This is a genomic window from Halomonas sp. XH26 (assembly GCF_024138895.1).
Lineage (GTDB): Bacteria > Pseudomonadota > Gammaproteobacteria > Pseudomonadales > Halomonadaceae > Vreelandella > Vreelandella alkaliphila.
In genome coordinates, this window is sequence record NZ_CP071889.1 from 3,160,708 (window position 1) to 3,186,579 (window position 25,872).

The following is a 25,872-nucleotide window of genomic DNA, read 5'->3' on the forward strand; positions in this document are numbered from 1 at the left end:
TCCTTTAATCACTCCTCCCACGCGGCAATAATATCGCGCTCTTCATCACTCATGTTGGTGATGTTGCCAAGTGGCATATATCGACTCGCGACAACTTGCTTAATTTGCGCTTGATGTCCCAGGATTTCATCCCAAGTATCAAACGCGTAGCCTGCAGGCGGCGCTGAAAAACCGGCATGCTCAGGGTTGCGAGCATGGCATTGACTACAATGCTGATCAATTAACCCTGAAATTTGGGCTTGGCTGGGCGCACCAGACGCGCTCACATTACCAGCACCTGGGCTCGGTGCGGCTACCCAAAACGCTAATAGAATAAGCCCTATCCCAACCGCAGGATAGGCTGGCTGCGTTTTTCCTGCGTGCATTAATACAAAGAATTGCCTGATAAGGGCACCGGCAAAAATAAACAGTACCATGACCACCCAGGAAAGCTCATGGGAGTAGATGAAAGAGTAGTGGTTACTCACCATCAACAGTACTACCGGCAACGTAAAGTAGGTGTTATGTACCGAACGCTGCTTGCCCCGCTTGCCATCTAATGGATTAGGCGCCTCACCTGCCTTCATGGCTTTCACCATACGGCGTTGACCGGGAATAATCCAAAAGAACACGTTAGCTGACATGGCGGTGGCCATCACAGCCCCGGTTAATAGGAAGGCGGCACGTCCTGTGAACATCTGAGTGCTTAAATAGGCGACCACTATCATCATCACCGCAACGGCAACGCTGAGAAGACCGTCGCGGTCCATATTAGGACTTATGCGTTTACAGAGTTCGTTATAAACCACCCAACCGCCGAGCAAGAAGGCCAGCGCCAGTAGATTGGCCTGCCAGCCTGTCATACTCGCCGCCCACGCCCAGTTGCTGTTGGGGTTAACTAGATAGAAGCCCGGGTTTGCCATATAGAGAATAACGAACAAGGCAAAACCCGATAGCCATGTCGTATAGGCTTTCCAGAACGACCAATGAAGGTCATTCGGCAGTTTGGCAGGCGCAGTAGCATACTTTTGATTATGGTAGAAACCACCGCCATGCACGGCCCACATCTCTCCAAAAACGCCTTTTTCACGATCTTCGGCTGCTTTCGGCGTTCTTAAGCCATTATCCAACATGACAAAATAGATCGACTCACCGATCCAGGCTATGGCTGCTATAACGTGCAACCAGCGTAACAATAAGTTAGCAAAATCAATAATATATGCTTGCATAAACAAGTCCTAGCAGGTTTACCTGGTAACTCAGCGAGCGAATGTCAGGCTAGGCAAAAAGCGGCAAAAAGATAGCCAAGCTCTAGCTACCGCGATAGGTAGAGTAACTATAAGGGGATAGCAGTAACGGCACATGGTAGTGCTGGCTGGCATCTGCAACGCCAAAACGTAAAGGAATCACGTCCAAAAAGCGCGGCTCTTGAGAGGCGATGCCTTGGGCGCGCAAGTAGTCACCCGCGTAGAAAACCAGCTCGTACTCGCCTACCGTGAGGGCATCACCCTCTAAGATAGGCGCATCACAACGACCGTCGCTGTTGGTAATCACACTGCACAAGTGTTCGCGCGTGGTGCCTGCTAGGCGGAACACGTCAATGGTAATCCCCTGGCCGGGCTGTCCTTTAGCGGTATCGAGTACGTGAGTCGTTAACCGTCCCATAGCAACTCCTTAATAATCACAGTTGTTGTTTACTGTTGTTGATAACAGCTGACCGACTTAACCTATCGGTCAAAGAGTACCGTTGATACCATTTATTGTATACAGTATTCCCATTATTAAACATACTGGAGAAATTTAGTGGCTACCTCAACATCACTGACCCTTTCGCCCGCTCCTAGTACATGCAGCTTAGAAAGCTTTACCCAACATTACGGCGATGTATATGAGCACTCCCCCTGGGTGGCGGAAGCAGCCTGGAAGGAAGGGTTAAGCAATGCGCATGACGCACCTGACGCGCTAGCTGACCTGATGGGACTTATGCTGCAGCGGGCAACACCTGAACAGCAAATCGCTGTTATTCAGGCCCACCCTGACTTAGCAGGCAAAGCGGCGATGTCGGGTGAGCTGACCCAAGACTCTACACGCGAGCAAGCAGGCGCTGGGCTAGATCAATGTACGCCTGAAGAGTTTGCCCGCTTCGAACAACTTAACGCTGCTTACAAACAAAAATTTGGCTTCCCCTTCGTCATTGCGGTGAAGGGGCTTGATCGCCACGCCATTTTGGCAGCGTTTGAAGCACGCTTACACAATGGTTTAGCTGAAGAGCGTGAAACAGCAATTAAGGAGATCATTCGTATCGCCCGTTTCAGGTTGAACGTACGGGCTGAACAGCCGTTGTAACGGGCATATCACCACGCAAAGCCCACCGCATGCAGCCACTCTTTTTTGCTTGCAGAAATAACATCTTACAACGCGTTAAAATGCATATAGACAAAAAAATGCCGCACCTGACGGTGCGGCATTTCATCGATCAATCAATAGCATCTGATCGCTTACTATCAGGCATTTACCTAATGAAAAATAGGTTACTGCTTAGCGGTTTCCACTGCTTTCTTAGTGGTCTCTTCCGCCATTTTCTGACTCTCTTGCATAAAGTTTTGGCTAATCGAGGTGACTTTTTCAGAGTCTCCTTTCATACGCTCCATTAGGTCAGAAGCTGTTTTTTGCTGACTTTCCATAGCTTTTTTAAAGCTGTCGGCATCTTTAACGTCTAACCATGTGCGTGCCTGAGCAACCGTCATGTCAGAGTATGCACGTGCTGCATCCATTTGCGCGCTGACGACTTGCTGATAATAATCAAGCGCTGCCAGGGTATAAGAACGCATTGGCGATACAAAGACAGACTCAAACTGCTGGGTGGATTTCTCTGCGGCCTTGTTCATCACATAATCTCCTTAAGTGAGCTAGCGATTCGACACGCATCGATAAGCGGTCGATGATCAGGCGGTTGCCTTTACTAACAACAAAGCTAGCAGTGCCTTTTGTGCAGCGCAACATTATTTTTTAACAACATTGCTGCTAGCGATTGAAGGCAGCAACCTCATCAACCAAGTAGTGACTACTTAGCGATTGCCAAACAAGTATTTACGTGCCTGCTCATCTATTTCTCCCCCCGCCTGTGGATTGACGTCTTCGATCAAAGAATAAGCTTTTCGAACAGCTGGGCGCTGTGCTACTTCATCAAACCAACGCTCTAGGTCAGGAAACTCCTCTAACGTTTGGCACTGCTTTTCCCATGGCACAATCCATGGATAAATCGCCATATCAGCGATGGAGTAACGATCACCACCCACATAATGCTGCTGAGATAGTCGTTGATCTAGCACGCTGTACAAGCGATACGTCTCGCGAACGTAACGCCCGATAGCATATTCGATTTTCTGCGGTGCATAGTGGCAAAAATGGTGGTTTTGACCCGCCATCGGCCCCAACCCGCCCACTTGCCAATGAAGCCATTGCAGCACAACATAACGCTCTCGCCCTTCAGCGGGCAGAAATTGTCCGCACTTATCAGCTAGGTATTCCAAAATAGCCCCTGACTCAAACAGTGCCAGGGGCTGACCACCGTCTTGAGGTGCATGATCAACAATAGCGGGAATACGATTATTCGGCGCAATGGTTAAGAATTCAGGGTCAAACTGCTCGCCACGCCCTATGTTGATAGGTTTTACTCGGTAAAGCAGTTTTGCTTCTTCAAGCATGATGGAGATTTTGTGGCCATTGGGAGTTGTCCAGTAATACAGATCAATCATTGCCATCTCCTCTCACACATACGACATAAGCCGTTTGTGTGGCTTTCCTCGTACATACGATGGATACAGGCGGCATTATTGCCGCCTGACACATTATAGATCACGAATAGTAATGGCCTTACCCGCGACCGCTTCGTGCACCTCCAGCATACGCTTAAACCACTCATCAACCGGATCATTAGCGTCAACTAATGGCTCAAGTGACACTGTATATGCCCACATCATGCTGCCAAATAGGAGGTAATCTGCTCCACTGGGTGCTTCGCCATCTAAAAATGGGCTACTGCGAAGCTGATCACGCACAGGAGCCAACATTTTTTTCAGCTGTGCTCGCCCCTGCTCTGGATTATTGACGTCCTCTAAACGCATACCAAAACGGGCTTCGCGGGTCTCTCTGAAGTAGGCGCGGTCGTCAGGATGTATGGCCGCTAATAAATCCAGCGCGACCGTTCGAAAAAGTGCCGGAGTCACGCTACGCTCAATATAGAGCTTAAAAAAGTGGACTCGCTGATAGCTCACTCCTTCTCCCAATACTGGATTGGCAGGATAGGCCTTATCTAAGTAGCGCATGATCTCGAAGCTATCAGTGACAACCGTGTCACCATCGGTTAACACCGGCACTTTGTCGTAGTTGGCAAAGGCAAGTGCCTCTTTATCAAGAAAACGCCAAGGAACAGTCGTATATTCCAACCCTTTGTGTGCCAGTGCCATACGAACGCGCCAGCAATAGGGAGAAAAGCGTAAGCGCTCATCGTGCCCGCATAAGTCATAAAGAGTTATTGCCACTGTGACGGCCTCCTTGTAATTAGAAACGTGGTTAAAATCAAACACACGCTGACAACAATGGGCTCAAGCCACCAATGACGCAAGTAACGGGTTTTACTTGTTCTGAACCTACCCCAAAGGTCTTCATATCAGCTAAGTAAGCAAGCGACTTTTTCTCCATTCACTTGCCCTGTACTGCCCTCTTAGATGGAAACTGTACTGTCTATTAGTCTAATGGGTTGCAGGCAGCCCTACTGCATTGTGGAAATTGAAAAGCAAATAAAAACAATTCGTTAAATTTAAAAGAGTGGTTCAAAGTCTATACATACAACCGCCCTTAATTGGTCTTACCAATTATCCAATATAGCCATTTTTTCTACCTAACCGTATCTTTCGCACTGATCCAACCAGCATTGCCACGACCGCTGGCATCTGCCGAGCACACCAAATCAATAACAAGGGGCCATTCCTAAAATGAATGAAACTACACTTGCACTTCTGGCATTTCTGCCGCTGCTGCTTGCCGGTATTTTGCTCATTGGTTTTAAAATACCCGCAAAAATAGCGATGCCGATTGTTTTCCTGACCGCAGCCGTCATTGGTCTGACCGCTTGGGATATGTCGTTTAGCCGCGTTGCCGCGTCTACCATTCAAGGGCTGATTCAAACAGCAGGCCTTTTATGGATAATTTTTGGCGCCATCTTGCTGCTAAATACGCTTAAGCATTCTGGCGGCATCACTGCGATTCGTAACGGTTTTTCAGGCATTAGCCCTGACCGTCGCGTTCAGGCGCTAATTGTTGCTTGGTTATTCGGCTGCTTCATTGAAGGGGCTTCTGGCTTTGGTACGCCCGCAGCAGTCGCTGCACCGCTCATGGTAGCGCTTGGCTTCCCTGCACTGGCAGCCGTTGTTGTCGGCATGATGATTCAGTCCACTCCGGTCTCTTTTGGCGCCGTTGGCACCCCAGTTGTAGTGGGTGTCGGTAGCGGGCTTGATCGCGCTGGCATCACAGCCCAGTTGGAAGCTAGCGGCTCTACGTGGGACGTTTTTTTCCAGCAAATTACTAGCTCTGTGGCCATCACGCACGGCATCGTAGGCATATTGATGCCTCTGATTTTGGTATTGATCATGGTGCGCTTCTTCGGTGCGAATCGCTCCTGGAAAGAAGGCCTATCCATTGCACCCTTTGCAATCTTTACTGGCATTTCGTTCGTCGTACCTTACATGCTGGTCGGCGTTTTCTTAGGCCCAGAATTCCCATCAATGATTGGTGCTATGGTGGGCTTAGCGATTGTAGTACCCGCTGCTCGCAAAGGCTTCTTGCTACCGAAAGACACCTGGGACTTTCCTGAATCAACGTCTTGGCCAGATGAATGGATCGGCAACCTGCAGATCAAATTGGATGACGTTGTTGGTAAAGCGCCAATGTCGACCTTCAAGGGCTGGATTCCTTACGTCCTACTCGCGGTATTCTTGGTTGCTTCACGCACCGTTGAACCGCTGAAAGCTGCCTTGACCTCCGTTAACCTGAGCTGGAACAACATTCTAGGCGAAGCCGGTGTTAGCGGCGGTGTACAGCCGCTTTATTTGCCAGGCGGCATTATTATCGCGGTGGTCATCGTCACCTACTTCTTGCACCGCATGAACCCGCAGAAAATCAGCGCTGCCGTGTCTGAATCTACTAAAACCATCTTCGGTGCTGGCTTTGTCTTGATCTTCACCGTTCCCATGGTACGCATCCTGATTAACTCTGGCGTGAATGGTGCTGACCTTGTGTCAATGCCCGTCATGATGGCCCAGGCGGTAGCTAACAGCGTAGGGGGCATTTATCCCTTCTTTGCACCTGCGGTTGGGGCTATGGGTGCCTTTATTGCCGGCTCCAATACCGTTTCTAATCTGATGCTAGCGGAATTCCAGTTTAGCGTTGCCGAAACACTTGGGTTGTCTACGGCGATGATGGTCGCGCTGCAAGCCGTTGGTGCCGCAGCGGGTAACATGATTGCGATTCACAATGTTGTCGCCGCATCAGCGACGGTTGGCCTACTGGGTCGCGAAGGTACGACGATTCGTAAAACAATTATTCCCACGATCTACTATCTGATCTTTACTGGGATCATTGCGCTTATTGCTTTCTATGTGATTGGCATTACCGATCCACTGATGTGACGGGAAAACGTTAATCAAGAGTGAGTCATTCCTGCTGGGTAGCCTAAGGGCAACCCAGCAGCCTCTTCACGAGGGACCACTACCCAGCAACCTCAGCAGAAACAGTAAATCATTAACACGTTATTAGAATTTTCACTGTATGCAAAAGTTTTCCAGCATCGAATTAGTTATTTATGGAAAGATTTTCCATAAAGTGATTAGATAATTTTCTGCTCTCCTCACCCACAGGAGCTAACATGAACATTCTTTTCGATGAACGCCTCGACGGCGAATTCATTCACCGCGATAAAGCAGATGTTTTAGATGATCTGCAAAACGCAGTGCCGTCTTTGACGCTGCTGCACCGTGAAGAGGACTTACATCCCTTTGAGTGCGACGGCCTTGCCGCTTATCGCATCATGCCGATGCTGGTTGCATTACCCGAGACTCTGGAACAGGTAGAAGGTCTTCTAAAACGCTGCCATGCCCTGGGTGTTCCGGTCGTTACTCGTGGTGCAGGCACGGGGCTTTCAGGCGGTGCTTTACCGCTTGAACGAGGCGTCCTGCTAGTGATGTCGCGCTTCAACACGATTATTAATGTTGACCCAGATGCTCGTCTTGCACGTGTACAGCCAGGCGTGCGCAACTTAGCTATTTCTGAAGCTGCTGCCCCTTACGGGCTTTATTATGCACCCGACCCATCGTCACAGATTGCTTGCTCGATTGGTGGCAACGTGGCGGAAAATGCGGGTGGCGTGCACTGCCTCAAGTATGGTCTCACCGTTCATAACGTGATGCGTGTTGATGTCATGACGATTGAAGGCGAGCGTATGACGCTGGGATCCGAAGCACTGGATGCACCTGGCTTTGACCTCCTCGCGCTGATGAATGGCTCTGAAGGCATGTTGGGTGTGGTCACTGAAATTACCGTAAAGCTGCTGCCCAAACCTGAAACCGCCAAGGTACTAATGGCCAGCTTTGACGACGTAGAGAAAGCGGGCCGTGCTGTTGGCGACATTATTGCCGCGGGGATTATTCCTGGCGGATTAGAAATGATGGATAAGCTGGCCATCAAGGCTGCAGAAGATTTCATCAAAGCTGGTTACCCCGTTGAGGCAGAAGCCATTCTTCTGTGCGAACTAGATGGTGTTGAAGCCGATGTGGACGACGATTGCCAAACCGTTCGCCGAGTCTTAGAAAAAGCGGGGGCGACCGACATTCAACAGGCTCGCGATGAGGCTGAGCGGGCCAAATTCTGGGCAGGGCGAAAAAATGCCTTCCCCGCGGTGGGGCGCATGTCGCCTGACTACTACTGTATGGATGGCACCATCCCTCGCCGCGAACTCCCTCGCGTCCTCAAAGGTATTGCCGCCCTGTCGGAAGAGAGTGGCTTGGCGATTGCCAACGTCTTCCATGCCGGTGACGGCAATATGCACCCGCTGATTCTATTTGATGCCAATAAAGAGGGAGAGCTGGCTCTTGCAGAGGACGTCGGCGGAAAAATTCTGGAGCTATGCGTCGCGGCGGGCGGCTCTATCACTGGCGAACATGGCGTCGGCCGCGAAAAAATCAATCAGATGTGCAGTCAGTTTCAACCCGATGAACTAACGGTATTCCATGCCTTGAAAGCCGCTTTTGACCCACAGCGCTTACTCAACCCAGGGAAAAATATTCCTACCCTGGCGCGCTGTGCTGAGTTTGGCGCGATGCATGTGCATAACAACGAACTACCGCATCCGGAACTACCACGCTTCTGATGCGACTCCTAGTCGACTAACCACTAGGAAGCATAATGATTAGGAATCACCATGACTGAACTAGCGATACATGCTGCCGATCAAGATATCGCTGACGACCTGTGCGAACAGGTGCGCAGCGCCTATGCCAACCGCACGCCACTGCGCATAGTAGGTGGCGATACCCGCGCTTTTTACGGCCGACCGGTAGAAGGCAACGCCTTAAATATGTTGCCCCATAGCGGCATTGTCTCCTATGACCCGGTAGAGCTTGTGATTACTGTTCGTGCCGGTACGCGGTTAAGCGCACTCAACGCAGCTCTAGCCGAAGAAAATCAAATGCTGGCCTTTGAACCACCCGCGTTCAGCGATGCCAGCACCATTGGCGGTGCTGTTGCCACCGGCATGTCCGGCCCACGCCGCCCATGGGCTGGCGCAGCGAGGGACTTTGTCTTAGGCACACGCGTGATCACCCAAGAAGGCAAGTTGTTGCGTTTTGGCGGTGAAGTCATGAAAAACGTCGCCGGATACGACCTCTCACGCTTGATGGCAGGTGCTCAAGGGACGCTAGGCGTACTGGCTGATATCTCGTTTAAAGTCCTTCCCATTCCTACTGCCACTCACAGCCTACGCCTAAGCATGAGTCTTGAAGATGCCTTGGGTAAGCTCGCCGAACTAGGACGACAGCCGCTGCCCATCACCGCAGCAGGATGGCACGCAGGCGAGCTATTTATTCGTTTAGAAGGCGGCGCAAGTTCCGTTAATGCGACCAAGGAACGCTTGGGCGGCGAATCACTTTCCAGCGATTTCTGGCAGCAACTGCGCGACCATCAGCATCCTTTTTTCCGTCTGAATGAAGGGCAAGCGCTGTGGCGCTTATCATTACCCCCCAATACGCCGCCGCTAGCCTTGAATATACCCCAAAGCGATATCTTCTATGACTGGGGTGGCAGCCAGCGGTGGATAAAAACCAACGCGGCAGCTGATACGTTACGCACGGTTTGCCAGCAGGCAGGTGGTCATGCCACTTGCTTTACCCCCTACGCCCAAGGCGGAGCAGAGTCACCGTTCACCCCGCTCAACCCCGTGGTCGAAAAGTATCATCGCAACCTGAAGGCCGAGTTGGATGCCTACGGCATTTTCAACCCAGGCCGTCTTTATGCGGCGTTTTAATCAGGAGAGTAGACATGCAGACGCACTTTACCGATGCTGATCGCCAAAAACCGCATATTCAGGAGGCCGAGCGCATCCTACGCACCTGCGTACACTGCGGCTTTTGTAATGCTACCTGCCCCACCTATCAACTGCTAGGCGATGAGCGGGACGGGCCGCGCGGGCGCATCTATTTAATGAAAGAGCTGCTGGAAAGCCGCGATGATAATGATCAGGTCACCGAAGAGACACGCCTGCATTTAGACCGCTGTTTGACCTGTCGCAATTGTGAAACCACCTGCCCTTCAGGCGTGGAATATCACAAACTTTTGGATATCGGTCGTGCAGAAATTGACCGCCGGGTTCCTCGCCCCATGGCCGAACGCGCCCAACGCTATGCACTGCGTAAGATGCTGGTAGACCCTAAGCGCTTCAAAGCACTTCTGTCCTTAGGGCAAACCTTCAAACCCCTGGTGCCTGGCAAGCTACGCAGTAAGATGCCACCGACGCCAGTCGACGCAGGCCAACGCCCGGATAGCCAACGCCATTCTCGCAAGGTGCTAATACTAGAAGGGTGCGTTCAACCAGGCCTATCGCCAAACACCAATGCAGCGACCGCTCGACTGCTAGACCGTCTTGGGATTAGCGTGACGCCCATCAGCGAAGCAGGTTGTTGTGGGGCCATTGATTTTCACCTGAATGCCCAGGACGATGGTCGCGCTCGTATGCGTGCCAATATCGATGCTTGGTGGCCACAGATCGAACAAGGGGCTGAAGCCATTGTTCAAACGGCCAGCGGCTGCGGCGCTTTTGTCAAAGAGTATGGCGACATGCTCAAAGATGACCCGGCCTATGCCCAGAAAGCGCAAAAAGTCAGCGCACTGGCGAAAGATATTGTCGAAATACTGCGCGAAGAGCCAGTAGAGAAGCTCGAGCTGAAAGAGCACCAACGTCTGGCGTTTCACTGCCCTTGCACACTGCAGCACGCCCAGAAGCTCAATGGTGCGGTTGAAGGCGTGCTCAGCAAGCTGGGGTTTTCGCTAACGCCGGTACAAGATGCGCATCTATGCTGTGGCTCAGCTGGCACCTACTCGGTTACCCAGCCAGCGCTTGCCACACAGCTGCGCGATAACAAGCTCAATGCGCTGGAAGCTAGCAACCCAGAGGTTATCGTCACTGCCAATATTGGCTGCCAAACCCATCTTGCTAGTGCCAATCGCACCCCGGTACGGCACTGGGTGGAAGTGGTGGATGCTGCCCTGGTATAAACACTAATTCACTTTGCCGCGCTAACAAGCTTTTACAAGCAAACAATAGCGCGGCACTTTACTCCCCTTGATCAAAAGGAAAGTTTGATGCAAAGCAAAGCTGTTCTCGGCCAAGCCGATGTCATTCAGGTACTAGATGCTGCTCAAAAAGAAGCCGATAACAACGGCTGGCCGGTCACCATTGCCATAACGGATGATGGCGGGCATCTACTCGCTCTGCGCCGCTTAGACGGTGCTGCACCCTTCAGTGCCGATGTAGCAACACATAAAGCGCGCAGTGCAGCACTAGGCCGTAAAGAGACCCAAGTATTTGAAGAAATGATTAACGGTGGGCGCACGGCATTTGTCTCTGCGCCACTGCAAGGTTTGCTGTCAGGCGGCGTTCCTATCATCGTCGATGGCAACGTCGTGGGTGCTGTCGGCATCTCAGGCGTGAAGCCTGACCAGGACGTACAGATTGCCAAAGCCGGGGTAAGCGCTATCGCCTGATATTACCGTGCAGCTGCATGGCTGCACGTTATGGCGCTAGAGAATGGACTCAAGGTACTAAATGACACGCAATAAAAAGCCCAGATCAATGATCTGGGCTTTTTGGAATTCGTTCGACTAAAACGTTTAGTCGATGAGTGCTTAAATGGCGGACCGGACGAGACTCGAACTCGCGACCTCCGGCGTGACAGGCCGGCATTCTAACCGACTGAACTACCGGTCCACTTTAAGTCACTTATTTCTAACCATGAAACTAGCTATTTAAAAGCGGTTCAGAGGCGCTTAAAAACATTCAGCTAAATGGTGGGTGGTACTGGGTTCGAACCAGTGACCCCCAGCTTGTAAGGCTGGTGCTCTCCCAACTGAGCTAACCACCCAGGGCATTTAAAGCAATAATGCTTAAATGGTGCAACTTGATAAGTTATCGTGGCGGACCGGACGAGACTCGAACTCGCGACCTCCGGCGTGACAGGCCGGCATTCTAACCAACTGAACTACCGGTCCGAATAGCGATAACTTTTATACGGTAATAATTGATGATGGCGGACCGGACGAGACTCGAACTCGCGACCTCCGGCGTGACAGGCCGGCATTCTAACCAACTGAACTACCGGTCCACTTAAAACATCAATTGCTACTGCTTCACGTTTCCAAACGACCAAATAAATGGTGGGTGGTACTGGGTTCGAACCAGTGACCCCCAGCTTGTAAGGCTGGTGCTCTCCCAACTGAGCTAACCACCCGCTGGTCACGTGGCGCTGCATTCTACAGGAACTTGGTGATATGTCAACACGGCGCGTTCAAATTTTCGATTCAAACCAGCGTATTGCCACTCATCACACGTACCTTGCTTGGTGAGCGCGGACGAAGGATGCCGCAAGTATGGCCGCTTCGTCAATCAAAACTTGCTGATTTAATCCAGAAACACGTCTAGGTTTAAAATCATGATCGCCATCAGCAAGCCAAGCAACGTTAATATTATTAGGAAGGTTATAGCCTAAAACCTCATCTACATTGCCAAAGGGATCTCGTTCCCCCTGAAGAATCTGCACGGGGCAACGAATAGCGGGAAAATGTTCCAAACGGGTTTTGTCTAGTTTTTTAGGTGGATGGAAAGGATAGCCCGCGACAATAACGCCAGGACCATGCACTTCATTATTGGCAAGCATTTCACTGGCAAATAAAGTGGCAACACGCCCACCCATCGACTTACCGCCCACCCACAAGGGCTGATCGCTTAAAGACGTCAGTAGCGAGTACCATGAGGCAAAATTAGCCACCGTTTGCTTGATAGGGGGTGGCGGACGGCGTTTACCCTGCTCGTTAATCTGCTGCATGTAGGGAAAATCAATTGCCAATACCTGCATGCCTTGCGCTGCTAACGTCGCGGCAAATTGCCGCATAAACACAGAGCAATGACCCGCCCCTGCGCCATGAGCAAGTAGTATTCGGCCTACCTTAGGCGACCCCAAAACTGAAAGCGGGCCGTGCCCAGTCACTATAAACCGCTGTACGCTGGGATTAGCTAACGCGTCGTTTAAAGCTGCTGGGTGTATATCGACGAAACCAAAACCCGCGTAATAAGACACGATTAACTCCTAATAATTCAGTGTTACTTCTATTGGCGTGTTCAGCTTAAGGCGCGGCTGCGATAGAATCTCTATCGGATCTTGACCTGCATCATCAAGCGGGTGGCCGCACCCGGGCAAAATGCTAATGCAAAATGCTACGGGTTACCCCCTAACCGCGTTCGATGGGAACATGAAATGAGCACAGCACTGGAACACCCGACCTACAACTACAAGGTAGTTCGGCAGTTCGCGATCATGACCGTTGTGTGGGGCATTGTAGGTATGACGCTTGGCGTTATCCTTGCCTCCCAGCTAGTTTGGCCGCAACTGAACCTCGGCTTACCTTGGACAAGCTTCGGGCGCTTACGTCCGTTACACACTAACGCTGTTATCTTCGCCTTCGGTGGCTCAGCGCTATTTGCGACGTCTTACTATGTCGTACAGCGTACCTGTCAGACTCGCCTGTTCTCTGACAAGCTCGCAGCGTTCACCTTCTGGGGATGGCAAGCGGTTATTCTCTCGGCTGTCGTGTCATTGCCGCTAGGCTATACCACTACAAAAGAGTATGCAGAGCTTGAATGGCCTATCAATATTTTGATTGCGGTCGTTTGGATTAGCTACGCTATCGTTTTCTTAATGACGATTAAAAAGCGCACCACTTCCCATATTTACGTGGCGAACTGGTTCTTTGCAGCGTTTATTTTGACCGTCGCGGTGCTGCACATCGTTAATAATGCGGCCATTCCGGTCACCCCCATGTACTCCACCTCGATTTATGCGGGTGCGGTAGATGCGATGGTGCAGTGGTGGTATGGCCACAATGCGGTCGGCTTCTTCCTGACGGCAGGCTTCCTGGGCATGATGTACTACTTCGTGCCAAAACAGGCCGAACGCCCGGTCTATTCCTACCGCCTCTCCATAGTCCATTTCTGGGCGTTGATTATGATTTATATGTGGGCAGGCCCCCACCACCTTCACTACACAGCGCTGCCTAACTGGGCACAGTCGCTGGGTATGATTATGTCTATCATCCTGCTTGCGCCTTCCTGGGGCGGTATGATTAACGGCATGATGACCCTGTCTGGCGCTTGGCATAAACTGCGCACCGATCCAACACTTCGCTTCCTGGTGGTAGCGCTGTCGTTCTACGGCATGTCGACGTTTGAAGGGCCAATGATGGCCATCAAGACCGTCAACGCGCTGTCGCATTACACCGATTGGACCATTGGTCACGTGCATGCTGGTGCGCTAGGTTGGGTAGCGATGATTACCATTGGCTCTATGTACCACCTGATTCCGCGGGTCTTTGGGCGTACCGAGATGTACTCCGTCAATCTAATTGCGGTGCATTTCTGGTTAGCCACCATTGGTACTGTGTTGTATATCGCCGCCATGTGGGTCAACGGCATCATGCAAGGCCTAATGTGGCGCGCGATTAATGCTGACGGCACGCTGATGTACACCTTTGTAGAGTCTGTCGAAGCCAGTGGCCCCGGCTACTTTGTGCGTATGATTGGCGGCCTCTTCTGGGTAACAGGCATGCTAATTATGGCATTCAACGTTTACATGACCGTAAAACGTCGCGAAACGATTAGCCATTCAGCGCCACAAGCCGCTTAAAACGGGGAAGTTGAGACCAATGAAACACGAGATTGTTGAAAAGAACGTTGGCCTGCTCGCCGTGTTGATCCTGGTTGCGATCAGCTTTGGCGGCCTGGCCGAAGTCGTACCGCTGTTCTTTCAAAAGCAAACAACTGAGCCAGTTGAGGGCCTCAAGCCTCTCACCGCACTGGAACTGGAAGGGCGCGACATATACCGCCGCGAGGGCTGCGTAGGCTGCCACTCCCAGATGGTTCGCCCCTTCAGGGCAGAAACCGAACGCTATGGCCACTATAACGTTGCAGGCGAACAGGTTTACGAACACAACTTCCTTTGGGGTTCTAAGCGCACTGGGCCGGATCTTGCTCGCGTAGGTGGACGTTATAGTGATGATTGGCACCGCGCCCACCTCTATAACCCACGAGATGTGGTACCCGAGTCAGTCATGCCTGAATATCCTTGGCTGTTTGAAAACACCTTGGATGGCGAATCGACACCGGCAAAAATGCGCACGCTGCGTCAGCTAGGCGTGCCATATACCGATGAAGATATCGCCACTGCGACAGAAGACGTTCGCGGCACCCAGGAAATTACTGCACTGGTGGCCTACTTGCAGCAATTAGGCACCGTGCTTGAGGGCACTCGTTAAGTTATGGATACGGGAACTTTCCGCGGCCTTATCACGCTGATATTGATTGTCGCTTTTATTGGCATCTGTTTATGGGCTTATTCCAAGCGACGCAAACCAGACTTCGACGAAGCAGCTAACCTGCCTTTCGCCGATGACGATGATAAGCAACCGACCCGTGACAAGCATGCTTCGTCTGAGCACGAAGTGGATTCCCGCCACGACAGGGGAGATAAAAATACATGAATAATTTATGGGGTGACTCCCTATCCAGCTTCTGGAGCGCCTGGATCATTGTCGTCACACTGGGCACTATCGCTCTGAGCGTTTGGATCTTATTTTCCAACCGCCGTACCGATAAAGCACCCGATGCTGATGGCAATATCGAAACCACTGGCCACGCGGCTGATGGGATCGAAGAGTACGACAACGCACTACCCCAGTGGTGGTTCAAGCTGTTTATCCTCACCGTTATTTTTGCCTTGGGCTACTTAGTACTTTACCCAGGCCTAGGTAACTATGCGGGCATTTTGGGCTGGTCCCAAGAAGGCCAGTGGGAAGAAGAGGTTGCTAATGCCGAAGAGCGCTTCACACCGATTTTTGCTCAGTATCAGGAAATACCTATTCCTGAACTGGCAAAAGACGCTGAAGCCATGCGGGTAGCAGAGCGTGTTTTCCTGAACAACTGTGCGGTATGTCACGGCTCTAACGCCCAAGGTGGTTACGGCTTCCCGAACCTCACCGATGACGACTGGCTGTATGGCGGTGAGCCGGAAAACATCATGACGACGTTGAATAATGGTCGTAATGGATTAATGCCTGCCTGGCAGCAGCTTGGCGAGAACAACATTGAGAACCTCACTCAGTACGTTCTCTCAATGTCTGGCGAAGAGCATGATGCAGACCGTGCAGCCAGTGGCGAAAGCACTTTCCTAGCAGCGTGCGCGGCATGTCATACACCCAGTGGAACGGGAAATACCGCGCTTGGCGCACCTAACCTTACTGATGATGTATGGCTCTATTTGGCACCGGGACAAAGCGTTGCTGATTCTGTCCGCCAAACACTGCGCAATGGTCGTAACGGCCACATGCCAGCACAAGCGGCTTATATCGGTGAAGAGCGTGTTCATCTAGTAGCCGCTTATGTCTACAGCCTACGCTTCAACGACTAATCGCTTAGTTAGTAGCAACCGCTTGTAGGTAGTATCACGAGGGTGCGGTTTCATACCGCACCCTTTCTTCATCCACCGTCCGTCCAGATACCCTTTCTATCCGTTACACTATTATTTAGCGACACGGCATACAGTTGTGTTATCTAGCGTCGCAGGTTTAACGCCACGATATCCATGCTGCCGCCCATTCCCGCCTTAGTGAGCTGCGATCATCGCCATGGAAAAAATACCTAGCCAAGATATTACGCCGCCGCCCGTTGGGCACCATACCCCTGGGGAAAGTACAACTCAGAGCATGTATGCTAAGCGCCGACATATTTATGTGCGCGAAATTAAAGGGCTCTTCCAGAAAGTAAGGCGCAGCGCCAACTGGGCGCTTATGCTGGGCTTTTTTCTGCTTCCATGGCTGAACTGGGGCGACCGCCCTGCCATCTGGTTTGACCTTCCAGGCCGAGAGTTTCATATTTTTGCTGCCACATTTTATCCCCAAGAGTTCGTATTACTTTCGTGGCTGCTTATTATCTGTGCCTTTGGACTATTTTTTATTACTGTTTTTGCTGGACGCGTTTGGTGTGGCTATACCTGCCCACAAAGCGTCTGGACATTCTTATTTATTTGGCTTGAGCACCGCATAGAGGGATCTAGAAACCACCGTATTAAGCTCGACAAGCAGCCAATGAATGCTGACAAAGCGTGGCGGAAAGGAGCTAAACATTCCGCTTGGTTACTGATTTCTTTGGCTACTGGCATTACTTTTGTGGGTTACTTCACCCCCATCCGCACGCTAGTAACGGAACTGCCTACGCTAGAAGCCCATGGCTGGTCCTATTTTTGGGTTGGCTTCTTTTTAGTATTTACCTATTTAAATGCAGGCTGGCTGCGTGAGCAGGTGTGTATTTACATGTGTCCCTACGCGCGCTTCCAATCAGTCATGTTTGATCGCGACACGCTGATCGTGTCGTACGACGAAGCACGCGGCGAGCCAAGAGGTCGGCGGAAGAAGTCGCTTAGCCATACTCAGGCGAGAGAAGCCGGCTTTGGCGACTGTATAGACTGCGAGCTATGCGTTCAGGTTTGCCCAACAGGTATTGATATTCGTGATGGGCTCCAGTACGAGTGCATTACCTGTGCAGCCTGCATTGATGCCTGTGACAGCGTCATGGACAAAATGGGCTACCCCAAAGGGCTTATTCGCTACACAACGGAAAATGCGCTAGAAGGCAAGAAAAGCCACATCTTACGGCCTCGACTGCTGGGCTACTTTGCCGCGCTGATTATTATGGTCGTTGCGTTTGCCTGGGCGGTTAACGACCGCATACCACTTAGTTTCGACGCCGAGCGTGAGCGCACACAGCTGTATCAAATGACCCGAGAAGGGCAAATCAGCAATGTTTACAGCCTTACAGTGCGTAACCTTGATAACCAGCCACACACTTACCAAATCAGTGTGTTAGGCCTACCCAGCTTAACGCTAGATAGCGCGTCGATTAGCGTGCCAGCAGGCGAGTCTCGCATTCAGGTAGTCACCGTACTTGCAAACCCTCAAGATCTAAGCCAGCCCAGCCACCCCATTACTTTTGTGCTACAAGCACAACAAGATGAGCAAATCCGTCAGGAGCGTGAAGCCCGCTTCTTAGGTAACGCCAGGAGATAAATGCGTTATGTCAGACCCTACGATTACGCCTTGGTACAAACAGTTCTGGCCATGGTTTTTGTTAGGCTTGCTGTTCTCCTCCATTATTGTCAGCACGACCTTTGCGGTTATGTCGATCAAAAGCTACGACGGTATGGTGGTACAAGAAGATTACTACGAGCACGGCAAAGCAATTAACATGGTATTCGCCAAGCAAGAGCAAGCGCGCGCTTTAAATTTAAGTGCCGAGTTACGCATTGATCCGCTTACCAGCGATATTGTTGTTGATCTTGCGGGTGATGCTCGCCCAGATAAGCTCTATCTAGATCTTATCTTTCCCACCGAAGACGATCGTGACCAGTCGTTTGTACTAGAGCATGTGCGCGAAGGCCGCTACATCACTCAAGGACCTGACAATCTGCGCTATCGCTGGTATCTACAGCTACAGCCAGAGCAAGGCGATGAATCAGAATGGCGCCTTATCGGAGAAGCACGCTTTCCTGACGAAAACACGATTGCACTACTACCTGGCGGGCGCTCGGAGAACGAATGACCACGACCGCCCTTAGCTGCTACCACTGCGGCAACCCGGTGCCCGAAGGGGCACCGTGGCGAATTAACATTGACGACACATCCAAACCACTATGCTGCCCAGGTTGCGAAGCCGTCGCCCACGCCATCGTTGATGGCGGGTTGGAGAGCTATTATCGCTATCGCACAGAAATGCCAGAGCGCCCTGACGAGCGCCAAGCTGCCAAAGCAGAAACCTGGTCGGTATTTGATGACCCAGGGCTGCAAGCGCAGTTTGTTCACCCAGAGGGTGACGAAGGACAAGTACGAGCCACACTAGCAATAGACGGCATCACCTGTGCAGCCTGCGCCTGGCTCATTGAACACCGTTTGAATGCACTTGATGGCGTTACTTCTAGCGCGGTCAACCTTACCCATCATCGCCTACGTGTGAGCTGGGACCCCGCCGTCATCAACCTCTCACAGCTGTTCGCTGAACTAGCGGCCATTGGCTACGATGCGCAGCCCTATGAACCTGATCAAGCCCAAACGCGCTTACAACATGAAGAACGCATGAATGTGCGACGCCTGATTGTCGCGGCTGTCGGGATGATGCAGGTCATGATGTTCTCCATTCCCATTTATGTATCGGGGCCAGGTGAGCTTAGCGAAGACTTTTACGCTCTGTTTCACTGGCTATCGTTTGCTCTAGCCACGCCCGTGGTATTTTTCTCAGCGCAGCCTTTTTTCCGTAACGCATTGCGTGATCTAAAAACCGGCGTTCTTGGCATGGATGTGCCGGTCTCGCTAGCCATTGGCGGCGCCTATTTGGCGAGCAGTTATGCAGTGCTGTTTAACGTTGGCGATGTTTATTTCGACTCGGTCGCCATGTTTACCTTCTTCTTGCTATTTGGCCGTTATGTAGAAGGTAGGGCCAGGCGGCGCAGCGGCCACAGTGGCAATGCGCTGAGCGGCGTTTTGCCGGTGTCCGCTATTCGCCTTGAAGCTGATGGCAGTGAACGCATTCTGCCTGCCAGTGAACTTAAAGAAGGCGACCGCGTGCTCATCAAGCCCGGTCATGGCGTTCCCGCTGACGGCATTATCGAAGACGGCGAATCCAGCCTTGATGAGTCGATGCTGACCGGTGAGTATTTGCCAGTGACTCGACGGGTAGGCGAAAGCGTGGTGGGTGGCAGCCAAAACATGGAAAACCCGCTCATCATAAAGGTAACCCATGCTGGCAATAGCGCCAGAGTGGCCGGTATTGTCGATTTAACCGATCGCGCCTTTGCAAGTCGCCCACGACTTGCCCAGATGGCGGCGCGTATGGCGCACCTGTTTGTATTACGACTGCTGATCGTTACCGCGTGTGTCACCGTAGCATGGTGGTTTATTGATCCATCTCGTGTGCTATGGGTACTACTCTCGGTATTAGTAGTCACTTGCCCTTGTGCACTGGCGCTGGCCACCCCCACTGCGCTGACAGCAGGGCATGGCCAATTGCGCCAGCGAGGCGTACTAATTACACGTGCTGACGCGATCGAATCACTCTCCAACGTCACCCGCGTGATCTTTGATAAGACCGGTACGCTGACCCGCGGCGAAATGCAGCTGACCCAAACGCACCCTATTGACCAACAGCATCTCGCCCACAGCGATACGACGCTCAGTGAAGAGCATGCCCAAGCCATCGCGGCGGCGCTAGAGGCACACTCTGAACACCCCATAGCCAGAGCTTTTCGCCCATTTAGAGATGCCACTCTGCAGGCACGCAACATCAAAAGTGTGACTGGAAGCGGGCTAGAAGGCACTTTAAACGGCGCAACATGGCGATTAGGCAAACCTGATTTTGCGACGACAACCACACTGCCTCCACCAAGCACCGGCCAGTGGCTTTTACTTAGTGAAAACAGCGCACCACGTGCCTGGTTCAAGCTACACGATGGCATTCGTGAAGATGCGGCTCAAACCGTTGCCGCACTTCAAGCCCGTGGATTGGAAGTAGAACTACTTTCTGGTGACACGCAAGAAGCGGTAGAGAGCTTGGCAGAACAGCTCAATATTACCACGTGGCACGCTGGCAAATCGCCTGAGGGCAAGCTGGCACGACTACGTGAGTTACAAGCCAGCGGTGAGCGTGTCGTGATGATCGGTGACGGTATCAATGATGTGCCGGTATTGGCTGGCGCTGACGTTGCCATTGCTATGAATGGCGCCACAGACCTCGCCCGTACCCGCGCCGACGCGATATTGCTCAGTCCACGCCTAATGCGTATTTTTGAGGCGATTGATATTTCCTGCGCCACACGCCGAATTATGCGCCAAAATATGATGTGGTCGGTTTGCTACAACTTTTCGGCACTGCCTTTAGCAGCAATGGGGTTAATCCCCCCCTGGCTCGCTGCGATTGGCATGTCGCTAAGCTCCCTGATTGTGGTAGGTAACGCGCTGCGTCTTACTCGCTGGCGTACCCCGCCCGCCCCTCAGATTGCCCTATCAACACCGGTGACGGCATGACGATTTTATACTTACTGATTCCACTTTCACTCACTCTTCTGGGCCTCGCGGTGTGGGCGTTTTTCTGGGCCGTGAAGCACGACCAGTTTGACGATTTGGAAGGCCCAGCCCACCGCATTCTATTCGACGATGATGAGAATGACCTGACTCCCGAGCAGCGTGCCGCACGTAAAAAAAGCGGCTCTTCTTCTCAAGATAACCAAGAGCCGCCCGCATGAATCCGACGGGACTTGATTTACCGCCCCTGCTAGCCGCGTTTGTATTTGGCTTAATGGGCGGCGCCCACTGTATCGGCATGTGTGGCGGCATTATGAGCGCGCTGACCTTTGCCGTACCGCCTAGCATGCGACACCCTGCCCGCATGGGTGGGCTGCTGATTAGCTATAACGCCGGACGCATTCTCAGCTATATGGTGGCGGGTGCCATTGTTGCTGCACTTGGCACACTTATCTCACTTTCTCCGTCTGCACGTGTTGCATTGCAGGCTTTCGCCGCATTGATGCTCATCTTAATGGCGCTCTATATCGCCAACTGGTGGAAAGGACTGCTGAAAGTAGAAGCGGTGGGAAGGCACCTTTGGCGATATATTGAGCCAGTGGGAAGACGCCTGATGCCTGTCGTCCATCTTCCTCAAGCCTTCGCCCTAGGGACACTGTGGGGCTGGCTGCCCTGTGGGCTGGTTTACTCCATGCTAGCCTGGAGCTTAGCGATTGCAGACCCACTCGATGGCGCGCTTCTAATGGGGGCTTTTGGCCTGGGTACACTCCCTGCTCTGCTGGCAACAGGACTTGCAGCACAGCAGTTAAGCCATTTAATTCGCCACCCTGCCACTCGCAGCGTCGCCGCACTGTCGATTATAAGTTTCGCCCTTTGGCAGCTATGGACGCTTATTCCTCTAACAGCGCATTAGTCAGACCCTCCTATAGTTTGATATAGCTCAACGCATTCCAAGTGACACCGACGTAGCATGCCGAGAGAACACTGAGCGACGGCGCTCAGTCACTCCTTTTGTTTACTTCTCACTTCGGAGCGCTCGCCATGCCCGTTCATGCCACTGCTGCCTTCTCACCTACCAACACTGATGTGTCTGGGGCTAATGCCTGGAATGAAACGCTGCTGCGTCGCTATGACAAAAGTGGCCCACGTTACACGTCCTACCCGACAGCTCTAGCGTTTCATGAGCAGTTTAGTGCCGATGACTTTACTCAGGCGCTAGCGCGCAGTAACGAGAGCCACCGCCCGCTATCACTGTATGTACATGTACCCTTTTGTCGAAAAATTTGCTTCTACTGCGCTTGCAATAAAATCGCAACGAAGAATACCGCCCTTGCAGAACCTTACCTTTCTCGGCTAGATCGAGAAATGGTGCTCACTGCCCGCCATTTAGACACTTCACGCCCGGTGCAACAGTTACACTGGGGTGGTGGTACGCCCACATTTCTAACCTTGGCACAGATGGGGGACCTAATTGACCGCCTAGATGCCCGTTTTGGTTTATCTAGCTCAGCCGATCGCGATTACGCTATTGAAATAGATCCTCGTGAAGCAGATGTATTTACGTTGCGCCATCTACAGTCTCTCGGCTTTAATCGACTAAGCCTTGGCGTGCAGGATTTAAATCCGCAGGTACAAAAAGCCATCAACCGAGTACAACCCCGGGTACTCACCGAAACGTTGATGGAAGAAGCACACCGTCTTGGTTTTCGCTCACTCAATCTTGATTTAATTTATGGGCTGCCATTTCAAACCGAAAAAAGCTTTGCTGAGACGCTAAGTCAAGTCATCGAACTCAACCCTGCACGGCTGTCCGTATTTAATTATGCGCACATGCCCACCCGCTTTGCGCCACAACGACGCATTAACGAAACGGACCTCCCCAGCGCTGATGAAAAGCTGGCTATTTTGCATACCACCATAGAAATGCTGACTAACGCAGGCTATGTGCATATTGGCATGGATCACTTTGCACGACCTGACGATAGCCTGGCGATTGCACAGCGCAACGGCACCTTACAACGCAATTTCCAGGGCTACTCTAGCCATGCACAGTGCGATTTAGTTGGCTTAGGCGTATCCGCTATATCACGGGTTGACGACGTTTACGCACAAAACCCGACTCAGCTTGACCAATATGAAGCAGCCTTAGATCAAGGTAAGCTGGCAACCGTCAAAGGATTAAGGTTAAATAAGGACGACCTAATACGAAGAGACGTGATTGAACGGCTAATGTGCGACATGCACATTGATCTAGCGGCAGTTGGAAAGCGTTGGCACATCGATGCTAATGACTATTTCTCCACCGCAATTGAGCAATTGAAGACAGCTGAGCAAGACGGCTTAATCACTCGCCATCAGCAAGTTATTAGCGCCACCCCCACTGGACGGCTGCTGATTCGCCATTTGGCGATGGCCTTTGATGCTCGCCTAGCTGATCAGCCTACTCAGCGCTACTCTAAGATTGTATAAGCTTCTTGAGACGTCTTGCCTCTGGGCCTATGATGGCTAACGAGAAAGGGAGAATGATATGCCACACCCCGCCAGCCAACGACGCTCACTGCTGCAAGAGGCGCGCTGTCAGACCTGTAGCCTAAGCTCGTTGTGTCTACCGCTCGCCTTAGAGCTTGAGGACATGAGCCAGTTTGATGCCATCATTCGCCGCCGCGCACCGCTCAAAAAAGGCGAGCCCCTGTTTCGCCAGGGTGATCACTTCACCAGTGTGTATGCCGTCCGCTCAGGCAGCCTGAAACAGGTGACCAGCGAAGGGAACGGCAATGATCAGCTGACAAATTTCTACCTTCCCAGCGAACTAGTAGGATTAGATGGAATTGACGAAGAGCACTACCCCGGTAGCGTCATTGCACTGGAAACCACTACGGTGTGTGAAATCCCATTTGACCGCTTGGACCTGCTTTCCGAAGAACTGCCCGAACTACGTGGCCAGCTTTATCGGAGCATGAGCAAAGAATTGCGAGATGACCGGCGTATGATGCGCTTGCTATCGCGCAAAACGGCCGATCAGCGACTAGCCAGCTTTTTAGTCACCCTTTCAGACCGTTTTCGTCGACGTGGATACTCGCCTTATAGCTTCAGACTCTCCATGTCCCGCGCCGACATTGGCAATTACTTAGGCTTGGCGGTAGAAACGGTCAGCCGTATTCTTAGCCGCTTTCAACAGCAAGAGGTGGTGGCTGTTTCAGGGCGGGAGGTTAATATTTTAGATATGCGGCGCCTCATCACGCTAGCTGAAGAGGAAGAACAGTCGGCTAGTCCACGCTAAGCGCCTGAATACGCCCTTCCATCAACGCCGCTTGTTTGGCTTCAAGGCCAGCAAAGTCAAATAAACGGCGGTCTGCTAGCTGGGAAGGCGCTACATTGGTCACCGCTTTAAACATGCTTTCTAGGCGTCCTGGATGTTTTTTATCCCACTCAGCCAACATATCTTTGACAACTTGACGCTGGAGATTGGGCTGAGAGCCACATAAGTTGCAGGGAATAATGGGGAATTCCATTAGCCGAGAAAACTCTGCAATATCAGCCTCTTTGCAGTAGGCAAGGGGGCGAATGACAATATTCTTGCCATCGTCAGATAAAAGTTTGGGAGGCATTGCTTTCAAAGTGCCACCAAAGAACATGTTAAGAAATAACGTTTCTAAAATATCTTCACGATGATGCCCTAGGGCAATTTTCGTTGCCCCAATTTCCTCGGCAAACCCATAGAGCGAGCCACGTCTTAGTCGTGAGCAGAGCGCGCAGGTCGTTTTTCCTTCTGGGGTTTTCTCTTTCACCACCGAGTAGGTGTCACGCTCTAGAATGTGGTATTCGACACCCACTTCATCTAGGTACTGGGGCAGCACATGCTCCGGGAAGCCTGGCTGTTTTTGATCCATATTGACAGCGACCAGAGAGAAGTTAACCGGCGCGTTGCGCTGCAGGTTAAGCAGTATCTCCAGCATCGTATAGCTATCTTTGCCGCCAGACAGGCACACCATCACCTTGTCACCTTCACCAATCATTTGATAATCAATGATGGCGTTACCAACCTCTCGCCGTAAGCGCTTTTGTAGCTTATTAAATTCACGCTTTTGTTTAGCGGCGTGATGCTCGGATGGTGTCTGTGCGCTATTAACAGCAGGGCTGTCAATAGAAACAGTATCAGGCGCTGCGGGGTCAAAATAGTCAGGTTGTAGCATGGTGTAGGCACTGCCGATGGTAGAAGAAGCAGCGGGCATTCTAACAAGACTCACCACGTCCACCCAAGATAAACCCGTGGATTCATCCCGTGAGGGTAGTAACGACTACCCCTGCTGGGCGATCTCGCGCTGCAAACGCAGATATAAAAGCGCGCTTGCGGTTGCATCCCCCAGCACTCCCATCCATTGAAGAGCGGGTATTTGCCAACGAGCGAGCGCTTCGGTTAGGCGGCCGCTCGTCTCACACTGTGGATGTAAGCGACGCAGCTGACGATAGTGTAGCTTTCCAACATCGACCTGGGCATTGGGCAAACCAAATCCCAACCCGGCTTTAAACAAAAGATTTAGGTGTTCCACCGAGCGGCCTAACTGCCAACCAATTAGCGGCCGATTACCGATGAATTCAGCTAGCGCCCCAAGATGCTCAGCGTTAGGCGCCAGCACCGTGTCCGTCGCATACAGCTGATGATGTCGCCGCAATGCAGGGGCGTTGTTGTCTTGCTCTTCTGCCAGGGTAGCCACCCAGGCTCGGCTGGTCTGCACTCTCCCTGGGCTTAAGACAACAGCAGCGACGCTGACCACCGGCGCTTGGCCTGGGCTAACCTGGCAGGCAAGCGCCACCATTTCTTCCCCCATGTAGGGCTGAAACAGCCATGCGTAGGGGGAATCTGCCCAACGTCGACGGTCGCTTTCGCGCTGCATTAATGTACGCAGCGAGCCACTGAGCAGTGACATATGCCGGTCTAACAAGCGCATTCCG

General features: G+C 51.9%; 25 protein-coding genes and 5 tRNA genes. 17 read left to right on the forward strand and 13 right to left on the reverse strand.

All coding sequences use genetic code 11. The features are described from left to right. Positions 1 to 8 precede the first annotated feature (8 nt). A complete protein-coding gene (locus J4377_RS14500; protein ID WP_120386402.1) occupies positions 9 to 1,208 on the reverse strand; it encodes a urate hydroxylase PuuD in 1,200 nt (399 codons plus the stop codon). An 82-nt stretch (positions 1,209 to 1,290) separates the two neighbouring features. Next, the gene (gene uraH / locus J4377_RS14505; protein WP_120386401.1) at positions 1,291 to 1,644 is read right to left on the reverse strand and encodes a hydroxyisourate hydrolase; all 354 of its coding nucleotides are present in this window, start codon (positions 1,642 to 1,644) and stop codon (positions 1,291 to 1,293) included. A 138-nt stretch (positions 1,645 to 1,782) separates the two neighbouring features. On the opposite strand from uraH, the gene uraD reads away from it, so the two are divergent. Next, entirely contained in the window at positions 1,783 to 2,325 is a 543-nt protein-coding gene (gene uraD, locus J4377_RS14510; protein WP_120386400.1) for a 2-oxo-4-hydroxy-4-carboxy-5-ureidoimidazoline decarboxylase, read from the forward strand. Between the two features lie 185 nt (positions 2,326 to 2,510). Here uraD and J4377_RS14515 read toward each other — a convergent pair whose 3' ends face one another. The 3 genes from J4377_RS14515 to J4377_RS14525 all read right to left on the reverse strand — a co-directional run bounded on the left by J4377_RS14515 (position 2,511) and on the right by J4377_RS14525 (position 4,523). Next, entirely contained in the window at positions 2,511 to 2,867 is a 357-nt protein-coding gene (locus J4377_RS14515) for a phasin family protein (protein ID WP_038477905.1), read from the reverse strand. Between the two features lie 180 nt (positions 2,868 to 3,047). Beyond that, the gene (locus J4377_RS14520) at positions 3,048 to 3,737 is read right to left on the reverse strand and encodes a glutathione binding-like protein (RefSeq protein WP_038477908.1); all 690 of its coding nucleotides are present in this window, start codon (positions 3,735 to 3,737) and stop codon (positions 3,048 to 3,050) included. Between the two features lie 93 nt (positions 3,738 to 3,830). Next, positions 3,831 to 4,523, reverse strand: coding sequence for a glutathione S-transferase family protein (locus J4377_RS14525; RefSeq protein WP_253486028.1), 693 nt, complete (start codon positions 4,521 to 4,523; stop codon positions 3,831 to 3,833). Positions 4,524 to 4,976: 453 nt separating this feature from the next. Between J4377_RS14525 and J4377_RS14530 the strand changes: the two genes are divergently transcribed. From J4377_RS14530 to J4377_RS14550, 5 genes are all read left to right on the forward strand, one after another. Continuing rightward, positions 4,977 to 6,668: an L-lactate permease gene (locus J4377_RS14530; RefSeq protein ID WP_095604057.1), complete on the forward strand. Its 1,692-nt coding sequence runs from the start codon at positions 4,977 to 4,979 to the stop codon at positions 6,666 to 6,668. Between the two features lie 236 nt (positions 6,669 to 6,904). Then, positions 6,905 to 8,404, forward strand: coding sequence for a glycolate oxidase subunit GlcD (gene glcD / locus J4377_RS14535; RefSeq protein ID WP_038477916.1), 1,500 nt, complete (start codon positions 6,905 to 6,907; stop codon positions 8,402 to 8,404). A gap of 51 nt (positions 8,405 to 8,455) precedes the next feature. Then, a complete protein-coding gene (glcE, locus tag J4377_RS14540; RefSeq protein ID WP_253486029.1) occupies positions 8,456 to 9,556 on the forward strand; it encodes a glycolate oxidase subunit GlcE in 1,101 nt (366 codons plus the stop codon). 14 nt (positions 9,557 to 9,570) lie between these two features. Continuing rightward, positions 9,571 to 10,803 carry a glycolate oxidase subunit GlcF gene (glcF, locus tag J4377_RS14545; protein ID WP_038477922.1) on the forward strand — a complete coding sequence of 411 codons (1,233 nt, stop codon included), beginning with the start codon at positions 9,571 to 9,573 and terminating at the stop codon, positions 10,801 to 10,803. 87 nt (positions 10,804 to 10,890) lie between these two features. Beyond that, positions 10,891 to 11,292, forward strand: a complete 402-nt coding sequence (locus tag J4377_RS14550; RefSeq protein WP_038477925.1) for a heme-binding protein — start codon at positions 10,891 to 10,893, stop codon at positions 11,290 to 11,292. Between the two features lie 146 nt (positions 11,293 to 11,438). Here J4377_RS14550 and J4377_RS14555 read toward each other — a convergent pair. The 6 genes from J4377_RS14555 to J4377_RS14580 all read right to left on the reverse strand — a co-directional run bounded on the left by J4377_RS14555 (position 11,439) and on the right by J4377_RS14580 (position 12,881). After that, positions 11,439 to 11,515, reverse strand: a tRNA-Asp gene (locus J4377_RS14555). Between the two features lie 78 nt (positions 11,516 to 11,593). After that, a tRNA-Val gene (locus J4377_RS14560) sits at positions 11,594 to 11,669 on the reverse strand. Positions 11,670 to 11,719: 50 nt separating this feature from the next. Further along, positions 11,720 to 11,796, reverse strand: a tRNA-Asp gene (locus tag J4377_RS14565). Positions 11,797 to 11,832: 36 nt separating this feature from the next. After that, positions 11,833 to 11,909, reverse strand: a tRNA-Asp gene (locus J4377_RS14570). Positions 11,910 to 11,959: 50 nt separating this feature from the next. Continuing rightward, positions 11,960 to 12,035, reverse strand: a tRNA-Val gene (locus tag J4377_RS14575). A gap of 93 nt (positions 12,036 to 12,128) precedes the next feature. Beyond that, positions 12,129 to 12,881 carry an alpha/beta fold hydrolase gene (locus J4377_RS14580; RefSeq protein ID WP_038477928.1) on the reverse strand — a complete coding sequence of 251 codons (753 nt, stop codon included), beginning with the start codon at positions 12,879 to 12,881 and terminating at the stop codon, positions 12,129 to 12,131. Between the two features lie 177 nt (positions 12,882 to 13,058). Here J4377_RS14580 and ccoN point away from each other — a divergent pair, with 177 nt between their 5' ends. The 11 genes from ccoN (at position 13,059) to fnr (ending at position 24,199) form a co-directional block, all read left to right on the forward strand. Then, positions 13,059 to 14,483, forward strand: a complete 1,425-nt coding sequence (gene ccoN / locus J4377_RS14585) for a cytochrome-c oxidase, cbb3-type subunit I (RefSeq protein WP_038477931.1) — start codon at positions 13,059 to 13,061, stop codon at positions 14,481 to 14,483. Positions 14,484 to 14,502: 19 nt separating this feature from the next. Then, the gene (gene ccoO / locus J4377_RS14590; protein WP_038477934.1) at positions 14,503 to 15,111 is read left to right on the forward strand and encodes a cytochrome-c oxidase, cbb3-type subunit II; all 609 of its coding nucleotides are present in this window, start codon (positions 14,503 to 14,505) and stop codon (positions 15,109 to 15,111) included. Between the two features lie 3 nt (positions 15,112 to 15,114). After that, positions 15,115 to 15,336 (forward strand): CcoQ/FixQ family Cbb3-type cytochrome c oxidase assembly chaperone, encoded by a 222-nt coding sequence (locus J4377_RS14595; RefSeq protein ID WP_038477937.1) that lies wholly within the window; start codon positions 15,115 to 15,117, stop codon positions 15,334 to 15,336. Further along, positions 15,333 to 16,262, forward strand: coding sequence for a cytochrome-c oxidase, cbb3-type subunit III (gene ccoP / locus J4377_RS14600; protein WP_038477940.1), 930 nt, complete (start codon positions 15,333 to 15,335; stop codon positions 16,260 to 16,262). The genes J4377_RS14595 and ccoP overlap by 4 nt, the downstream gene beginning before the upstream one ends. Before the next feature lie 217 nt (positions 16,263 to 16,479). Beyond that, positions 16,480 to 17,916 (forward strand): cytochrome c oxidase accessory protein CcoG, encoded by a 1,437-nt coding sequence (gene ccoG / locus J4377_RS14605; protein WP_038477943.1) that lies wholly within the window; start codon positions 16,480 to 16,482, stop codon positions 17,914 to 17,916. 7 nt (positions 17,917 to 17,923) lie between these two features. Beyond that, positions 17,924 to 18,448: a FixH family protein gene (locus tag J4377_RS14610; RefSeq protein ID WP_038477946.1), complete on the forward strand. Its 525-nt coding sequence runs from the start codon at positions 17,924 to 17,926 to the stop codon at positions 18,446 to 18,448. Beyond that, positions 18,445 to 20,922: a heavy metal translocating P-type ATPase gene (locus tag J4377_RS14615; protein ID WP_253486030.1), complete on the forward strand. Its 2,478-nt coding sequence runs from the start codon at positions 18,445 to 18,447 to the stop codon at positions 20,920 to 20,922. Before J4377_RS14610 ends, J4377_RS14615 begins: the two co-directional genes overlap by 4 nt. Beyond that, positions 20,919 to 21,140, forward strand: coding sequence for a cbb3-type cytochrome oxidase assembly protein CcoS (ccoS, locus tag J4377_RS14620; protein ID WP_095604068.1), 222 nt, complete (start codon positions 20,919 to 20,921; stop codon positions 21,138 to 21,140). Before J4377_RS14615 ends, ccoS begins: the two co-directional genes overlap by 4 nt. Then, positions 21,137 to 21,832, forward strand: a complete 696-nt coding sequence (locus J4377_RS14625) for a sulfite exporter TauE/SafE family protein (protein WP_038477955.1) — start codon at positions 21,137 to 21,139, stop codon at positions 21,830 to 21,832. Before ccoS ends, J4377_RS14625 begins: the two co-directional genes overlap by 4 nt. 128 nt (positions 21,833 to 21,960) lie before the next feature. Continuing rightward, positions 21,961 to 23,388: an oxygen-independent coproporphyrinogen III oxidase gene (gene hemN, locus J4377_RS14630; protein WP_038477958.1), complete on the forward strand. Its 1,428-nt coding sequence runs from the start codon at positions 21,961 to 21,963 to the stop codon at positions 23,386 to 23,388. Positions 23,389 to 23,446: 58 nt separating this feature from the next. Beyond that, positions 23,447 to 24,199 (forward strand): fumarate/nitrate reduction transcriptional regulator Fnr, encoded by a 753-nt coding sequence (fnr, locus tag J4377_RS14635; protein ID WP_038477961.1) that lies wholly within the window; start codon positions 23,447 to 23,449, stop codon positions 24,197 to 24,199. Here fnr and ttcA read toward each other — a convergent pair. Both ttcA and J4377_RS14645 read right to left on the reverse strand, forming a co-directional pair. After that, positions 24,186 to 25,151 carry a tRNA 2-thiocytidine(32) synthetase TtcA gene (gene ttcA, locus J4377_RS14640; RefSeq protein ID WP_198350227.1) on the reverse strand — a complete coding sequence of 322 codons (966 nt, stop codon included), beginning with the start codon at positions 25,149 to 25,151 and terminating at the stop codon, positions 24,186 to 24,188. The two genes, fnr and ttcA, sit on opposite strands and share 14 nt — an antisense overlap. 66 nt (positions 25,152 to 25,217) lie before the next feature. Continuing rightward, positions 25,218 to 25,868, reverse strand: coding sequence for a DNA polymerase III subunit epsilon (locus tag J4377_RS14645; RefSeq protein WP_253488154.1), 651 nt, complete (start codon positions 25,866 to 25,868; stop codon positions 25,218 to 25,220). Positions 25,869 to 25,872: the final 4 nt, after the last annotated feature.

What these genes read in the sequence shown, in the direction of transcription:
- J4377_RS14500 (WP_120386402.1), bottom strand. Translation starts at nt 1,208, where the DNA reads ATGCAAGCATATATTATTGATTTTGCTAACTTATTGTTACGCTGGTTG.
- uraH (WP_120386401.1), bottom strand. Translation starts at nt 1,644, where the DNA reads ATGGGACGGTTAACGACTCACGTACTCGATACCGCTAAAGGACAGCCC.
- J4377_RS14515 (WP_038477905.1), bottom strand. Translation starts at nt 2,867, where the DNA reads ATGAACAAGGCCGCAGAGAAATCCACCCAGCAGTTTGAGTCTGTCTTT.
- J4377_RS14520 (WP_038477908.1), bottom strand. Translation starts at nt 3,737, where the DNA reads ATGATTGATCTGTATTACTGGACAACTCCCAATGGCCACAAAATCTCC.
- J4377_RS14530 (WP_095604057.1), top strand. Translation starts at nt 4,977, where the DNA reads ATGAATGAAACTACACTTGCACTTCTGGCATTTCTGCCGCTGCTGCTT.
- glcD (WP_038477916.1), top strand. Translation starts at nt 6,905, where the DNA reads ATGAACATTCTTTTCGATGAACGCCTCGACGGCGAATTCATTCACCGC.
- glcE (WP_253486029.1), top strand. Translation starts at nt 8,456, where the DNA reads ATGACTGAACTAGCGATACATGCTGCCGATCAAGATATCGCTGACGAC.
- glcF (WP_038477922.1), top strand. Translation starts at nt 9,571, where the DNA reads ATGCAGACGCACTTTACCGATGCTGATCGCCAAAAACCGCATATTCAG.
- J4377_RS14550 (WP_038477925.1), top strand. Translation starts at nt 10,891, where the DNA reads ATGCAAAGCAAAGCTGTTCTCGGCCAAGCCGATGTCATTCAGGTACTA.
- ccoN (WP_038477931.1), top strand. Translation starts at nt 13,059, where the DNA reads ATGAGCACAGCACTGGAACACCCGACCTACAACTACAAGGTAGTTCGG.
- ccoO (WP_038477934.1), top strand. Translation starts at nt 14,503, where the DNA reads ATGAAACACGAGATTGTTGAAAAGAACGTTGGCCTGCTCGCCGTGTTG.
- J4377_RS14595 (WP_038477937.1), top strand. Translation starts at nt 15,115, where the DNA reads ATGGATACGGGAACTTTCCGCGGCCTTATCACGCTGATATTGATTGTC.
- ccoP (WP_038477940.1), top strand. Translation starts at nt 15,333, where the DNA reads ATGAATAATTTATGGGGTGACTCCCTATCCAGCTTCTGGAGCGCCTGG.
- ccoG (WP_038477943.1), top strand. Translation starts at nt 16,480, where the DNA reads ATGGAAAAAATACCTAGCCAAGATATTACGCCGCCGCCCGTTGGGCAC.
- J4377_RS14610 (WP_038477946.1), top strand. Translation starts at nt 17,924, where the DNA reads ATGTCAGACCCTACGATTACGCCTTGGTACAAACAGTTCTGGCCATGG.
- J4377_RS14615 (WP_253486030.1), top strand. Translation starts at nt 18,445, where the DNA reads ATGACCACGACCGCCCTTAGCTGCTACCACTGCGGCAACCCGGTGCCC.
- ccoS (WP_095604068.1), top strand. Translation starts at nt 20,919, where the DNA reads ATGACGATTTTATACTTACTGATTCCACTTTCACTCACTCTTCTGGGC.
- J4377_RS14625 (WP_038477955.1), top strand. Translation starts at nt 21,137, where the DNA reads ATGAATCCGACGGGACTTGATTTACCGCCCCTGCTAGCCGCGTTTGTA.
- hemN (WP_038477958.1), top strand. Translation starts at nt 21,961, where the DNA reads ATGCCCGTTCATGCCACTGCTGCCTTCTCACCTACCAACACTGATGTG.
- fnr (WP_038477961.1), top strand. Translation starts at nt 23,447, where the DNA reads ATGCCACACCCCGCCAGCCAACGACGCTCACTGCTGCAAGAGGCGCGC.
- ttcA (WP_198350227.1), bottom strand. Translation starts at nt 25,151, where the DNA reads ATGCCCGCTGCTTCTTCTACCATCGGCAGTGCCTACACCATGCTACAA.
- J4377_RS14645 (WP_253488154.1), bottom strand. Translation starts at nt 25,868, where the DNA reads ATGCGCTTGTTAGACCGGCATATGTCACTGCTCAGTGGCTCGCTGCGT.